Here is a 14390-nt window from a genome sequence, read left to right on the forward strand (position 1 = left end):
CTGCTATTCTGGTTTTCGAATTCCATAATCATGGGGCTTATCGACCATGCGTTTCCAGGTAGCCATCTGCCCGCAATGCCACATCGTGTGTTTGATATTCCAGTCAATGGCGTCGAATTTGGTTATGGCTACCGGATGTGGCATTTTGGTAGGCTCAACGGGCTTGTCCAGGTCCTCCTCGGTTAGCGAGGCAATGACCTCAAGGGATTTGTCCTCCATGAGCTTTAAGTCTTTCCGCAATTGATCCGGGCTAAACTTCCCTGCAACAGACTCTGGTCGGGTATCATAGCCGCTTAATTTGGTATAGGATCTGAGGTCAATAGTCTCCAGCAATTCCGGTAAGTGCCCCACTGTGGTCATGATGGTATGGTAGTAAATGCTAATGATCTGGTGGCCTAGTTGCCAGCTCAGGCTGGAATCCATTCCTGGGGCTATCGCATCCCATTTCTCCTCGGGAACCGTATCCTTGAGCTTATGCACCCAGGAATAGGCTTGTTTGGTTTGTTTTAATAAAACTTCTATGGTCGTCATTATTCCAGTTTTATCCACTCCGATTCTTCCCCTTGTTCGAGTATACAGCTTGTAATAGCCTCAGTTTCGTTCGAAATGAATTCGATGGTGGCTTGTGGACGAACCCCGTCGAAGACAAATTTGGCGCGATCCAGGGGCGTCAGGGAGGAGCTCCATTTTCCCTTTTCCGCAACCTTTAATTTTCCCTTTTTCATGCTTACGATGATCTCCCGCCCCTTAAAACTAAAAGTACCTGTATACTTTTTGAGGTCCTCTGAAGAAAGGTTGAGATCAGTGTTGGCGGCGAGCGGTTCCATACCTGGCCACTGATATACAGCGGCAACGCTACGGATAATTTCCTCTATGATTTCAGTGTTGGGTCCGTTGACCATGACCACAACTCCATTACCGCTTAGGGTTCCAAAATAGAATTTGCCGCGAAATCCTTCGTTCGATCCCGAATGCTGGGCATACGCTTCTCCAGGATTCTCCTCAATAAATACCCCCAAGGCAGAAAAAGCATCTTCCAGGGTTGGCTGAACCAATTCCGCGCTCGATTCTCCGGACAACACCTTTGCTCCCAAGCCTTTAAGGCTCGTTTGGACGTCAATAATCAAATTAGCCAGATCCGAAGGGGTAGTCCACAATCCGGCCGCTGCAGATTCCGGATAATAATGATACTTACTCCTTAAGGGCCTCGCCTTTTGATTATGCCCGTAAGCCATGTCTGGAGTATAGCGCTCCAGGGAAATAGAATAAAATGAATGGTCCATTTTTAGGGGATCCAGGACAAGCTGCTGAACCAGCTCCTCGTAAGGCGTTTCAGAATTCTCCGTTAGGATGAGCTGGCTTATCGTAGTCCCTCCCCCGGAATATTTGAATGCTTCCCCCGGCGCCATGATGGTGCGTACCCGCTGCGAATTCGCAGGGCCTTCGCTGTTCAGGATTTCGATAAGGGTGGGCAGGTTATCCGAACTTTTATACCCCCCAAATCCGTGGGTAGACAATCCCGCTGTATGACTTAGGAGTTGCCTTACGGTTACCGGCAGGCCCTTGGTATATTCGAGCTGCCAGGAGGAAAGCAAAGTATTGATATCCACATCCAGGTCAATCCCGGAGGACTCCCGCCACTTTAACCAGGTAACCCCATTGACAAATTTGCTGATGGAAGCTGCCTGAAAAACTGTCTCCGTAGTTACCTCCTGGCCGGACTCATTGTTGGTTTTTCCGTAGGCCTTGGCCCAGTCTATTTTAAAGTTGTGGATTACCGCCAGGCTAAGCCCGGGGAGATTATGGGTTTTCATCCGCTCCTCGATATTCCAAAGCGGTCCCCCCGCTTCAGCGACTAAAGGACTCAGGCTGTTCTCGACCAAAGCAATACGCTCCTCGAGGGCCTCTGGGATAGCTTCGTTATTGGATTGGGCCTGAAGTTCAGCAAGGAAGCCGAAGGCGATGAGCAATAAGCCTGCGAGGCGTGTTTTTATATTCATAGAATTCTATTTGCGTCGCCTACAGCGACTTAAGGGCATGGCTTGGGGATGGCCACACAGCTAATATATTGTCTCGATATTCTCGATTTCCTGGTTTATAAAACCGATCAGCGTTTCGGCGTCAGCCTGGTTTTTTTTGTACCGTTTCATCTGGGCCTCGATTAGGCGCATTCTGTACTTTATGGAATTGCGTAGCCTGTTGAGATAATCACTATCCGTAATTTTTGCGTTTTCAAAGGGTAGGATTAAATTTCTGGTTACCTCTCGATTATTTTCCTGGATGGCCCCGTCAACCCCTATCCGTAACCGATCTGTATTCCTGTAATACTGCATTATATTTTCTACCAGGTTATTACTGCGTAAGAGCTCAATTTGACCGGAGGAAATGAGGTTGTCAATAACGGTTCGATTCGCGGTAAAGAGGAAGGTTTTCTTCAAAAATTGAAATCCGTTTAGCGGGTCGGTAATCGTGTCGAGTGTGGTGGTGAGGTTGTTTTCGATGTCCAGGAGGGAAGCCAAGTGCAGACTATCCTCCCGAATAACGGCCTCGAACAAATCGACATCCCTTCCCAGGTTGGTAGTAAGCCGTGTGAGATAAAGAATTTCTTTCTCCTCGTTTTGAAAACTGATGTTCCAGTTATTGATGGAGAGGGCTATCAGGATCCCGATGACCACCAGGATTATTTCCCCGATAGCGTACTTAAAGTATTTTCCCATATTACCTTCGGCGAGCAGTTCTTGCCGGATTTTGCGAAAGAATTTAATCATTAGTTGCGATTTTCACAGCAATAATTGCGCCAGTAGACCAATTCATTTTAGTCAGGGTTAAATCCCTGCGATTTTCCAGATAGGATATCAGGCTATCGACATTTTCCTGATGGCCCTCCGGCCAATTGGGTTGGGCAGTCATGTCATCAATAACATAAAACCCTCCAGGCTTGAGCAAGGCCAGCGCCTCCTCGATTTCCCCGTATTTACCTGGCCAGGCATCGGCGAAAATCAAATCAAATTGGCTTCCCCTGTAATTCTTTAGCCAGGCCGCTCCGTCCTCACAAACAAGCTGAATACGCTCGTCCTGTCCGAAGTGCTCCAGGGCCAGGGCAATCAGCTTTTGGTCATTATCGATGGAGATTAGGCCCGATTGAGCATCCATACCGGCAATCATCCAGGCCAGGGAGAGCCCAATCCCTGTACCCAATTCAAGGAAAGCGCCTCCGGGTTTGGAAGCGATCAGGGTTTTGAGCAAGGTGCCGATATACAGGTCCGAGGGCATATCGAATCCGATTTCTTCGCACTTGCTTTGGATGCGGGGATAGATCTCGGGAATATCCGAAATTCGGGTGTCCTTCATGGGTGGCCTTTCTGCAGTCTAGGCTTAAAGATAATCGTAATCCGTATACGGACGCGAGAATAGTAGGATTACTCGCTGGCGCTCTTAAGTCTCACTACGGGTGCATCCAGGTGTCGGTCAAAGTACTCCATGATCTTACCAAACAGGTAGCGATCGTAATTCGGCTCACGGCTCCATCCATGGGTCGCACCCGGTGCAAAAGCGAAGTCAAAGTCCTTGCCCTGTTTAATAAGTTCCTCGGCCAATACAGCCGTAGTCTTGAATGGCACAACATGATCCTGGATCCCATGGACGAACAGTAGTTTATCCTCCAAATTCGCTGCATAGTTGAGCGCTTTTCTTTCAAAGATCTCGGGATTCGTCTGTGGACTACGTACAATCGCAACGTCGTCCGTGCCAAAGAATACCGGATCCACAGCCGCAGCTGCAGCAACACCCACCTGGAATAAGCCAGGCTTCATCAACAGCGAATAAACGGAAAGAGTACCCCCGTAACTGCTGCCCCAGATGCCGATGCGATCAGGATCCACATAGGCCAGTGACTCCATGTAGGCAACGGCGCTGGCATAATCCTCAATGTCCTGGTCGGCGAAGCCCAGCAGGAACTCCTCACGAAATGCCCGGCCATAACCGTTGCTACCGCGTGAATCTACCTGCACGATAATATATCCCTTCTTGACCAACAGCTGTTGTACGAGGCTGTAATTGCCGGCCCAGCGGTTCCTAGCTGTATTCGAATACACGGGTCCAAACAACACCGGATACTTTTTGCCGGCCTGCATGTTAGCGGGTTTCAGAATTCGGGCATGCAGCGTATAATCATCTACCAAACTAGGGAAAGTAACGTATTCCGCAGCCGTCCAGGTTCGCTCCGTGAAGGCAGGCAATGGCGACTGGGTAATTTGGGTAGCGCCACCGCCTTCGCTGCTTACCGCGTAAAGCTCAGGCGGTGCTATGTCGTTGCTATGCCTGAATGCCAAATGGCGGCCATCCGGTGAGGGGTAGCCCACGTTCTGGCCAGCAAGATTTGTCACCTGCTCGGGATCGCCGCCCGACAAATCCAGGCGATACAGGTGTTGTTCGTAAGGATTAACGCCATTACCAGCATAAAACAGCACATCACCAGCAATAATCGGGGCGGACAGTACATCGTAGGATGGATCCGTCAGGAGCTGCGGGCCATCCTCAGGAGTTGCGACATCGATCGCGTAAAGGCCGTAGCGATCACCCATATCGCTTAAGAAAATGACTTGCTGCCCATCCGGATGCCAGGCAGATCCAAATGATGTGTACATACGGCTCTCCCGAACACCGCGCCAAATCTCCTGTAATTGGCTTTCTCCGGCTGCCAGTACGAACAACTTTCGTTCAACAGCTGTGTCGGACGCGATATCGACCAGCAGATCACCACCCGGCGACCAGTTGAAGTCGATGACCTGGTTAGCGTGCGGGTCTGGCAAATCGAGGTAAATAATATTTCCGCTTTCTACATCGAGCACGCCAACCCTGCGAATTTCGTTGGGATCGCCGGGGTAACCTCGGCGTACTTCATTGGGATCGGTTTCCTCAGCAAGGTAATTTGGGAACGGGACCTTTCGCATCTCGCGTCGGTCGACAAGGTGAAATGCGATTTTCTTGCCGTCAGGAGACCACTTGTACGTTGGCCCACTCCAAATTCCCGGGCCGATTTCACGTTCCGGTCGGCTGTAGCGCCCCTTGGGCAAGCTGGAGAGACTGGCTATGCCGATCTCAGTGAGCCGGCGATTCTGTTTGGAATGGAAGTCGGCAAGCCACAGGTCGCCGTTATTCACATACGCAGCTTGGTTACCGCCTGGTGCTATCGACAAGTATCGTGCACCTGCCTCGACGCGCATAAGCTGTTGGTCGACTTTTTGGCTGAGTGATGTCTGCCATAGGTTGTTACCTCGAAGGCTTACGATAGTGTTCGGGTCAGCCCAGACAATATCGCGTACTGACGGGGATGTGGTATTGGAACTGAGGCGTACCTCCTTCCCATCGCTTGTGGATACCCAGAGGCCACGCCCAGGATTTCCCGGTTCACTCCAGGAAAAGGCGAAATGTTCACTGTTCGGGGCCCACACAGGTCTGGAGGGGGTTGTTCCTGTTAGTTTTGGCGTTGCGAACAGGTCGTCGAGAGTGAGCTCAGCTTCCTGTGCTGTGACTGTTGCGGACAACATCATCAGTAAGCCTGCCACCATCCATGTTTGCCAAAAAGCTATTTGTTTCATGAGTTTGCTTCTATAAGTGTCAGGTAAATTAATGGTATACTGCTGAATTAGTGCTCTTGTCATTGGAGGGTGCATTTTGCACTTTACCTAAGGGAGACAACAAGGTAAAAATACGAACACTAGTATTAAAGTATTTAGAAGGGCACTTGAGGATTACTCGCTGGGGCTCGTGAGCTGGGCAGAAGTAAAGTGAGGATTACTCGCTTGCGCTCGTGATCCTCATTGCGCTCGCGACTGCAAATACGAAGCCTTGCAAAGCGCTATGCACTTTGCAGCCCTTTTTGCCCGTATGCTCAGGCCGAAGTAAACTTCGCCTGAACTTCCGAACAAAAAGCCCTGCAATTTTCATTGCAGGGCTTCGTGCTTGATGTGACCGCGGGAGGATTCGAACCCCCAACCCTCAGAGCCGAAATCTGATATTCTATCCAGTTGAACTACGCGGCCTAAAAGCGGGCGCAATTTACACAAAAACTGCGGTTACGCCCGAAATATTTAAAATGATTTTTGAGGCTTAGGAACTCAGCTTGGCGCGGACGATTGCCGAGATGGTCTTCCCGTCGGCGGCCCCTGCCAGTTCCTTGGTAACAGCACCCATGACCTTCCCCATATCCTGCATCCCGGACGCCCCGAGATTATCGATGGTCATAACCACAACCTTCTCGATTTCTTCTTCGCTAAGCGGCTCGGGCAGAAAGCGTTCCAGCACTTCGATCTGGGCGCGTTCCGGCGCGGCCAGGTCTTCCCGGCCCTGCTCAGTAAAAATCGCTGCGCTGTCCTTGCGCTGCTTTACGAGTTTTTGAACCAGACTTATTTCATCTGCCTCGCTTAAGGTCTGCCCACCACCCTTGTCGGTTTTGGCCAGTAGGATAGCCGATTTTACGGCACGCAGGGATTCCAGGGCTACCGTATCCTTGGCCTTCATGGCGGCCTTCATTTCTGTCATTACACGTTCTTCCAGTGTCATAGGATGTGTCTTGAGAGGTTCTTTTTATTGAGGTTGCAAAGATAAGCATAATCAAGAGGCCTTGAAAGCGCGACAGTGAGGTCCGGGACAGCGAGGTTACCAAACAAAAACCCCCGGCTGGAACGGGCCGGGGGCTTTGCAGAGGCTAACTCTCAAATAACTAATCTACTGCATTAATCAACATTATCGTGCAGGAAGGAATTGTTGGAGCGCAGGCGCATTTCCTCGTTGCTGTCCTCGCTGAGGGAAGTGCGGCTAACCTGTGCGGCATTGTCATTGCGCTCATTCAGGTCCACACCCTGGCGCTTGTACGCGGGCTCCTTCTCTATATCGTCTATACTATTGCGGTTGTGCTGGAACTTGTAGTTGAAATCCTTGAGTTTTGCACGACGCTCATCGGCGCGCTCCGCCAGGATTTCAGAAATGGGACGGTCTGTTGGATCCCCACCGGTGGCCACATCCGCAGCTTCTTCTTTTTTTGCGATTACCTTTTTCTCGAAAATGAGCTCATCCTCCATGAGTTTGGGCTCGAATTCTTCGGCTTTGGATTTGGCCCCGGTCAGGCGTTGCTCCAGTTCCATATATTCTTCCAGGTCGTAACGGGTTTCCCCGTCCTTACGGTACTCGAGTACCGGAGTGACCTCAATATGTTCTTCGACAGGCAGATCCCGGAGGTCGTCGGCATCCAGGTCAAAGGTGACCACGTTGCTGGATTCCTCCTCAGGTTCGTTTTTATCGGCGTTCAGGGGCATATCAAAGAGCAGGCTCATTTGATCTTCCTCTTCTTGTTCTGACTTCACAACAATGGGGTCAATGACCTCGATATTGTGGATGAGTTCCCGGGAATCAATAATCACGAATTCCTCCTCAGCGGCCGGCTCAGCCACCACCTCTTCATAGAAGACGTTGAAGTTGCGGATATAATGGGTCGTCGGGATCAGCTCGTCGGTTTCCCCCAGGGGTTCCAGAGGCGTTACTTCAGGAGCAACATCCACTTCCATATCGTCCATCTCGAGGGAGTGCACTACCCGGTCAGGGGTGCTCGTGGCGATGGGCCGGGATATAACCTCGCTCAGATCGTGCTGGGCCTTTTGTTCGTCTTCCAGGGTATGGATGATCTTCTTGCTTTCGGTATTGACAATCTCATCCTGCTGGTCCAAATTAAAACCCGTGGCAATAACCGTTACGTGGATGGCTTCCCCGAGGTCTTCGTCTTCCCCGACTCCCATGATAATATTCGCGCCATGACCGGCCTGTGCCTGGATGTGGTCGTTGATCTCCCCGATCTCATCGATGGTGATCTCCTGGGATCCGGAAACGATTAACAGGAGGACGTTCTGTGCTCCGGTGATTTTATTATCGTTCAGCAGTGGAGAATCCAGGGCCTTGACGATCGCTTCCTGCGCCCGGGTAGATCCGGTAGCGCTGGCGGAGCCCATAATAGCCGTGCCACTATTGGAAAGTACGGTCTTGGCATCCCGCAGGTCAATATTCTGGGTGTAGTGGTGGGTAATTACTTCTGCAATTCCGCGAGCTGCCGTGGAAAGGACTTCATCGGCCTTGGAGAAACCAGCCTTAAACCCGAGGTTTCCATAGACTTCCCGCAGTTTGTTGTTGTTGATTACAATAAGGGAATCGACATTGGCCCGCAGCTTTTCAATCCCCTTCTGTGCCTGAAGACAGCGCATCTTGCCTTCGAACTGAAAAGGAATGGTTACGATACCCACGGTGAGGATGTCGAGTTCCCGGGCCTGCTTGGCAATAACCGGAGCGGCTCCGGTTCCCGTTCCCCCACCCATGCCGGCAGTAATAAATACCATCTTGGTATTGGAGGAAAGCATCTGCTTGATATCCTCCATGCTCTCCAGGGCAGCCTGCTCCCCTACCTCGGGGTTGGCACCAGCCCCCAAACCTTCAGTGAGCCCTACGCCCAGTTGAATTTTGTTGGGTACCGCACTGTTTTGCAGGGCCTGGGCATCTGTGTTGCAGATTACAAAATCCACACCGATGATCCCCGCCTGGAACATGTGGTTGATTGCGTTGCTTCCGCCTCCGCCTACTCCGACAACCTTTATCACGTTGCTTTGATTCTTCGGAAGGTCGAAGGTGATGTTCTCCATTTCCATAATAATGCGCTTTTAAGTTTATTTTTTATGATCGGGTTTATTCTGCGTTATCTAAAAACTCCTTGAGCTTGTCGGCCCATTTGTCAAAGACCGTGCGGCGCTCCAACTTGGTGCCTGCTGCCTGCTGTGCTCCTTCTCCCGCGGGTTCCAGAACCATTTCTTCCTCGGATTCCGTACCGGCAAAGTGGCGGTGTTGGTTTTCTACGGCGTTCATCAATAGCCCCACCGCAGTGGCATAGGTTGGGCTGGCGATATCCGTATCGGAGTCTCCGGCCAGGTGTTCGTTCGGATATCCGATGCGGGTATCCATCCCGGTGATGTACTCCACCAGTTGTTTCAAATGCTTGAGTTGGCTGCCACCTCCGGTAAGGACGATTCCGGCAATTAGCTTTTTCTTCTGTTCCTCGTGCCCGTAATTCTTGATCTCCAGGTAAACCTGTTCAATGATTTCCACCACACGGGCATGGATGATCTTGGAGAGGTTCTTCAGGGTGATCTCCTTGGGCTCACGACCGCGAAGGCCGGGAATGCTCACAATTTCGTTGTCCTTGTTCTCCCCGGGCCAGGCACTTCCGAATTTGATTTTCAGGAGTTCGGCCTGCTTTTCAATGATGGAACAGCCTTCCTTGATGTCTTCGGTAACCACATTACCTCCGAAAGGAATCACCGCAGTGTGGCGGATAATTCCATCCTTGAAGATGGCCAGGTCTGTAGTACCACCCCCGATATCGATAAGGGCCACTCCGGCTTCTTTTTCCTCCTGGCTCAAAACAGCATTAGCGGAAGCCAGTGGTTCAAGCGTTATATTCTGCAGGTCCAGACCAGCACTCTTAATGCAGCGTCCGATATTCTTTATTGAGGAGATTTGACCAACTACCACGTGGAAATTGGCTTCCAGACGGCCGCCGTACATTCCTTTTGGAGCCTTGATCTCGGCCTGCCCGTCTACCTTGTATTCCTGTGGGAGTACGTGGATGATTTCCTCTCCGGGAAGCATTACCAGTTTATAAACCTGGTTGCAGAGTTTATCCAAATCCCCATCGGAGATAACCTCTTCGGAATCCGGACGGGTAATGTAATCGCTGTGTTGTAGGGAACGGATGTGTTGCCCGGCAATACCCACGGTAACTTCCTCTATGGTCAGTCCGGAATTTGCCTGAGCCTGTTCCACAGCTTGTTGAATGGATTGAATGGTCTGGGTTATGTTGTTGACCACCCCGCGGTGAACCCCCAGGCTCTTGGATCGGCCAATGCCGACCACTTCAATCTTGCCGTACTCGTTTTCCCGCCCAATAATCGCTACGATTTTGGTCGTTCCAATGTCCAGTCCTACGGAATACTTTGCTGCTTCCATGTTTGTTTAAATTTTAGTGCACACTACCTGGTTGGAAAACGCAAGGTTTACCTCCCGGTACTGTGCCAGGGTTTGGTCTTGAGTAGCCTTCAGATAGAAGGCTTTAAAATTCTTGAACTTCCGATCCAGGTCGGTGCTGTCTCCCAGGCGAACCAGAAAATCCTCCATGCGAAACTTCAGCCGGTAATCCGCCTCATCCTCAATATGGATACCGATCACATTCTTGCTGAGAAAGGAATCCGCATTAATGTATTTCAGGATTTCGTAGACGTCCTCCAGGCTCTTGCCTGTAATCTTACCTGTAATGATGGGCACACGTGCTGAATGGTTTGGGGATAAGGGCATTTTTAATCCCTGGTCGTCCAGATAAAAGGACGTTGTTCCCGCCACGCGGCCGATGGGATGCCTCTGGATTATTTTCGCGTGCAACGTGCCGTCGACAGCGAGAAAAACCTCGGCATTTTTCACCATGTCACAGGTCCTCAGGACCGATTCCATAGTGTTCAAAACTACCGCATCTTGTGGGACGTTACGGAGGCTCCCATAATTTTGTATTAACAATTTATTAACCATCCCTTCGGTCAGATAGAGTTGGTCTTCCCCTACAAATTCCACCTGTATGCCGGTGATCTCACGCCGTTCAGCGCGCCGATCCGAAAAGGCGTAAAGCCCTGTTATACAGATTATTAATCCTGTTATCTTAAGAGTGTTCCACGGTATTCTCATCGCTCAGTGCATTTTTTATTCTCGTGACTTCCAGGCCGATATCCCCTGCGCCCAGCGTTAGGAGGATGTCGGGTAAATTCCGCCCCAATTCGGGCAGTATTTCATCTTTGGTAATTAGTCTTTTGTGGGGGTTTGTAATCTGTTCGAGCAGCCAGGAGGAATCGATTCCGGGCAGGGGTTCTTCCCGTGCCGGATAGATCTCCAAAAGCCAGATTTTATCGAATCGGGAAAGGCTCTTGGCAAAGGCCGCTCCGAAATCCCGGGTCCTGCTGAACAGATGGGGTTGAAAAATGGCAAGCACTTCTTTTCCGGGGTGCATTTCCCGCACGGCTTCATACACCGCATCGATCTCCGCCGGGTGATGGGCGTAGTCATCGATAAAGAGCAGGTTGCCGGTTTTAATTTGATATGAAAATCGCCTTTCGACGCCGCGAAACGACGCCAGGGCCTTCACCAAGCGGTCAGGCCGGGAACCGGCCTGTAACGCCATGGTAAAAGCAGCTAATCCATTGAGTAAATTGTGCCGTCCGGGCTTTGAAAAACTCACGGACGAATAGGAGGCATCGGGGGTACGGATATCGAAGCGATACTGTCCGGACTCAGTCCTCAAGTTTTCGATACAATAGGCGGCATCGTCTTCTATCCCATAGGTAATGCCTTCCAGCGGAAGTCCATTGCGTACCACAAGGCTACCTTCGGGCCGCACCTTTCCCGCAAACTCCTCAAAAGAAGCTACCAGGGACTGGTGGTCTCCATAGATGTCCAGGTGATCGGCATCCATAGAAGTCACGCAGGCAATCTCGGGTTCGAGCCATAAAAAGGATCGGTCGTATTCATCGGCTTCAACGACCGAGAATTCCGAGCCGCTGAAATAAAAGTTGGAATTAAAGTCTTCAGAAACCCCGCCCAGGAATGCCATAAAATCCATCCCTGCTTCCCGCATTAAATGCGCCAGGATGCAAGAGGTAGTTGTTTTGCCGTGGGTTCCGGCCACAGCCAGACACCGGGTGACCGAGCTGATCATCCCCAAAACCTGGGAGCGTTTAGCCACTTCAAAGCCCGCCTCCCGAAAATAGATGAGCTGGGCATGAGAGGCAGGTACCGCTGGGGTATAGACCACTAGGGTGTTCTGCGGTTCACGGTAGGCCTCGGGGATGGCCTCAATATTCGTTTCAAAATTAACTACGGCACCTTCCGACTGTAATTTACCCACAAGCGGGGTGGCCGTCTTATCATAACCGGCTACCGTTTTACCGCTGCGCATGAAATATCGCGCCAGGGCAGACATACCAATCCCACCAATACCGATGAAATATACACGGGCTATGTCTTTAGGTTGCATCATCCGGTTTGTAATATTTTTTCCAATTCGTCTACAATGGTTGCCGTGGCCTTTGGTTTTGCCAGGACCTTCATTTGCCTACCCATGCGTTGTTGCCTGGCGTTGTCCGAAACCAGCCCGGTAAAAACAGCCTCAAAGTTCTCCTCCAGTTCACCCTCCCGCAGCATGATCGCAGCGTCCTTGCTCACCAGTGCCTCGGCATTCTTGGTCTGATGGTCTTCGGCCACATTGGGGGAAGGGATAAATAGCACCGGCTTGCCGATAAGGCAGAGTTCGGAAACTGAACCGGCGCCAGCCCGGGAAATTATCAGGTCGGCTGCCGCGTAGGCCTGTTCCATTTCGGCGATAAAAGGAGCTACCCGGACGGTATTGGAGTCGTGTTTTTGGTACTCCTGGTAATATCCTTTACCGCATTGCCAAAGCAGTTGCACCTGCTGTGACTCAAAAAATTCGAGACGGGAAGCAATCAATTGGTTGATGCGTCTTGCCCCCAGGCTTCCCCCGATAATCAAGAGGGTAGTCGCCTCCGGGTCCAGGCCAAAATGCTTTCGGGCTTCTGCAGAATCCGGAAGCGCAGCACTAAGGGTTCCGCGCACGGGATTTCCACTGAATTGAATGCGATCGGATGGAAAAAAGCGCTCCATTCCTTCGTACGCCACAAAAATCCGTTCTGCACCCTTAGCCAGCCATTTATTCGTGATTCCGGCAAAAGAATTTTGCTCCTGCAGCACATAGGGAATCTTCATGCTTCCTGCCATACGCAGGGTCGGCCCACTGGCAAAGCCCCCGGTCCCTACTACGAGGTCGGGTTTGAATTCCTTGATGATGGCTCGAGCCTGGTACATACTTTTTATCAGTTTCAGTGGAAACATCAAATTTTTCCAACTGAGTTTGCGGGCCAGCCCGCTTATCCAGAGGCCGCGAATCTCGTAGCCTGCCTGGGGTACTTTTTCCATTTCCATCCGGTCCTGTGCCCCTACAAAGAGGAACTGAGCATCCGGATGCCTCCTTTTTAATTCATCGGCGATTGCAACCGCCGGATATATATGGCCTCCGGTACCTCCCCCGGAGAGCAAAATCCTATAATTGCCCACTTAGTATCTCTAAGGGGTTTTCTTCATCGATTCGTTCCCCATCGCTTTCCACCAGGGGTTTTCGACTGGCGCTGAGCACAATTCCGATCGCCAGGCAAGTCATCCATATCGAAGTTCCCCCGCTACTGATCAGCGGCAGGGTTTGGCCCGTTACCGGAAATAGTTCCACCGCCACAGCCATATTAATCAGTGCCTGGAATACGATGGGCAGGCCCACGCCTACCACAAGGAGTTTTCCAAAAATGGTGGGGTTTGCATTGGCTACCACCACAATCCGGAAGAGCAACAACATGTAGAAAAACATGAGGCTGAGGCCTCCAACCATCCCGTATTCCTCAATGATGATGGCATAGATAAAATCGGAGCTACTCTGCGGCAGGAAATTTTTCATCACGCTTTTGCCGGCACCGTTGCCCAACAGACCACCGCTTGCAATGGCGATCTTCGCTTTTTCGATCTGATAGTCTCCTTCGGTGTCGCCTCCATCCCAGAAGTTTTCCACCCGGCTGATCCAGGTATCCACCCGATTGGGAAACAATCCGGGAGCCGCTTTAGCGAGTAAGACAAACAGGGTCAGGAATACCACGCCAGCCCCGATGATCCCCATCAAATACTTCATGGGGTAGCCCCCCAGGAAACAGAGCACCAGAACCATGGCAAAAAGAATGGCCGCCGTGGAAAAGTTGGCGGGCAGGATCAGCATGATCACTATAAATACCGGAAGCCAGAGCGGCAGGAGGCTCTGGGTAAATTTTATTTCCTGCTCCCTTATTTTGGTTAGGTAACGAGCCACATAAATCATGAGCACTACCGCAGCCAGGTTGGAAGTCTGAAAGGTAAAGCCCACCAGGGGCAATTGAATCCAGCGGCTGGCATTGGCCCCTTCGATGGTATTTCCCTGGGCAAGGGTATAGATAAGCAGGAGGATGGTAACCGGAAGGGCAATCAGGGACAGCCCTTTGAAGAAATGCGTGGGGATTCTGTGGATGCCATAGATGATCCCGAAACCGAGCAGTAAGAGTAAGGCATGCTTGAATAAGTGCCCCATGGTGGTACCGTTGCCCACCACATAAACCAGGTTGCTACTGGCGCTATACACAGGCAAAAAAGAGAACAGGGCCAACAAGGCGGTAACCGCCCAAATGGCTTTATCTCCTTCCAGATGCCTGAATATATTCCGCATT

Annotated in this window: 12 protein-coding genes and 1 tRNA gene; all 13 read right to left on the bottom strand. The window is 51.1% G+C overall.

Annotation, left to right across the window (positions count from 1 at the left end; all coding sequences use genetic code 11):
* Window positions 1-3: 3 nt before the first annotated feature.
* Entirely contained in the window at window positions 4-531 is a 528-nt protein-coding gene (locus BM318_RS02315; protein WP_092980349.1) for a DinB family protein, read from the bottom strand.
* A complete protein-coding gene (locus BM318_RS02320) occupies window positions 531-2000 on the bottom strand; it encodes a serine hydrolase domain-containing protein (RefSeq protein ID WP_092980352.1) in 1470 nt (489 codons plus the stop codon). Before BM318_RS02320 ends, BM318_RS02315 begins: the two co-directional genes overlap by 1 nt.
* A 60-nt stretch (window positions 2001-2060) precedes the next feature.
* Window positions 2061-2768 carry a DUF6090 family protein gene (locus BM318_RS02325; RefSeq protein WP_092980354.1) on the bottom strand — a complete coding sequence of 236 codons (708 nt, stop codon included), beginning with the start codon at window positions 2766-2768 and terminating at the stop codon, window positions 2061-2063.
* The gene (locus BM318_RS02330) at window positions 2761-3351 is read right to left on the bottom strand and encodes an O-methyltransferase (protein ID WP_092980356.1); all 591 of its coding nucleotides are present in this window, start codon (window positions 3349-3351) and stop codon (window positions 2761-2763) included. The genes BM318_RS02325 and BM318_RS02330 overlap by 8 nt, the downstream gene beginning before the upstream one ends.
* 68 nt (window positions 3352-3419) lie before the next feature.
* Complete coding sequence (locus BM318_RS02335) at window positions 3420-5675, bottom strand: S9 family peptidase (protein ID WP_317040330.1); 2256 nt, start codon at window positions 5673-5675, stop codon at window positions 3420-3422.
* Window positions 5676-5970: 295 nt separating this feature from the next.
* Window positions 5971-6044: transfer RNA gene (locus BM318_RS02340), tRNA-Arg, on the bottom strand.
* A 67-nt stretch (window positions 6045-6111) separates the two neighbouring features.
* Complete coding sequence (locus BM318_RS02345) at window positions 6112-6564, bottom strand: GatB/YqeY domain-containing protein (protein ID WP_092980358.1); 453 nt, start codon at window positions 6562-6564, stop codon at window positions 6112-6114.
* Window positions 6565-6737: 173 nt separating this feature from the next.
* The gene (ftsZ, locus tag BM318_RS02350; RefSeq protein ID WP_092980360.1) at window positions 6738-8690 is read right to left on the bottom strand and encodes a cell division protein FtsZ; all 1953 of its coding nucleotides are present in this window, start codon (window positions 8688-8690) and stop codon (window positions 6738-6740) included.
* Between the two features lie 37 nt (window positions 8691-8727).
* On the bottom strand, window positions 8728-10044 hold the full coding sequence (ftsA, locus tag BM318_RS02355) for a cell division protein FtsA (RefSeq protein WP_092980362.1): 1317 nt from the start codon (window positions 10042-10044) through the stop codon (window positions 8728-8730).
* A 6-nt stretch (window positions 10045-10050) separates the two neighbouring features.
* A complete protein-coding gene (locus BM318_RS02360) occupies window positions 10051-10770 on the bottom strand; it encodes a cell division protein FtsQ/DivIB (RefSeq protein ID WP_092980364.1) in 720 nt (239 codons plus the stop codon).
* Window positions 10745-12112, bottom strand: coding sequence for a UDP-N-acetylmuramate--L-alanine ligase (gene murC / locus BM318_RS02365; protein WP_092982033.1), 1368 nt, complete (start codon window positions 12110-12112; stop codon window positions 10745-10747). The genes BM318_RS02360 and murC overlap by 26 nt, the downstream gene beginning before the upstream one ends.
* Window positions 12112-13206 (bottom strand): undecaprenyldiphospho-muramoylpentapeptide beta-N-acetylglucosaminyltransferase, encoded by a 1095-nt coding sequence (gene murG / locus BM318_RS02370; protein ID WP_092980365.1) that lies wholly within the window; start codon window positions 13204-13206, stop codon window positions 12112-12114. Before murG ends, murC begins: the two co-directional genes overlap by 1 nt.
* On the bottom strand, window positions 13193-14389 hold the full coding sequence (locus BM318_RS02375; RefSeq protein WP_092980367.1) for an FtsW/RodA/SpoVE family cell cycle protein: 1197 nt from the start codon (window positions 14387-14389) through the stop codon (window positions 13193-13195). Before BM318_RS02375 ends, murG begins: the two co-directional genes overlap by 14 nt.
* Between the last annotated feature and the right edge of the window lies 1 nt (window position 14390).

The sequence above is a fragment of the Robiginitalea myxolifaciens genome, assembly GCF_900115205.1.
In the GTDB taxonomy this organism is placed as follows: domain Bacteria; phylum Bacteroidota; class Bacteroidia; order Flavobacteriales; family Flavobacteriaceae; genus Robiginitalea; species Robiginitalea myxolifaciens.

Coding starts and splice junctions, on each gene's coding strand:
- BM318_RS02315 (WP_092980349.1), bottom strand. CDS start 531: ATGACGACCATAGAAGTTTTATTAAAACAAACCAAACAAGCCTATTCC.
- BM318_RS02320 (WP_092980352.1), bottom strand. CDS start 2,000: ATGAATATAAAAACACGCCTCGCAGGCTTATTGCTCATCGCCTTCGGC.
- BM318_RS02325 (WP_092980354.1), bottom strand. CDS start 2,768: ATGATTAAATTCTTTCGCAAAATCCGGCAAGAACTGCTCGCCGAAGGT.
- BM318_RS02330 (WP_092980356.1), bottom strand. CDS start 3,351: ATGAAGGACACCCGAATTTCGGATATTCCCGAGATCTATCCCCGCATC.
- BM318_RS02335 (WP_317040330.1), bottom strand. CDS start 5,675: ATGCACCCTCCAATGACAAGAGCACTAATTCAGCAGTATACCATTAAT.
- BM318_RS02345 (WP_092980358.1), bottom strand. CDS start 6,564: ATGACACTGGAAGAACGTGTAATGACAGAAATGAAGGCCGCCATGAAG.
- ftsZ (WP_092980360.1), bottom strand. CDS start 8,690: ATGGAAATGGAGAACATCACCTTCGACCTTCCGAAGAATCAAAGCAAC.
- ftsA (WP_092980362.1), bottom strand. CDS start 10,044: ATGGAAGCAGCAAAGTATTCCGTAGGACTGGACATTGGAACGACCAAA.
- BM318_RS02360 (WP_092980364.1), bottom strand. CDS start 10,770: ATGAGAATACCGTGGAACACTCTTAAGATAACAGGATTAATAATCTGT.
- murC (WP_092982033.1), bottom strand. CDS start 12,112: ATGCAACCTAAAGACATAGCCCGTGTATATTTCATCGGTATTGGTGGG.
- BM318_RS02375 (WP_092980367.1), bottom strand. CDS start 14,389: ATGCGGAATATATTCAGGCATCTGGAAGGAGATAAAGCCATTTGGGCG.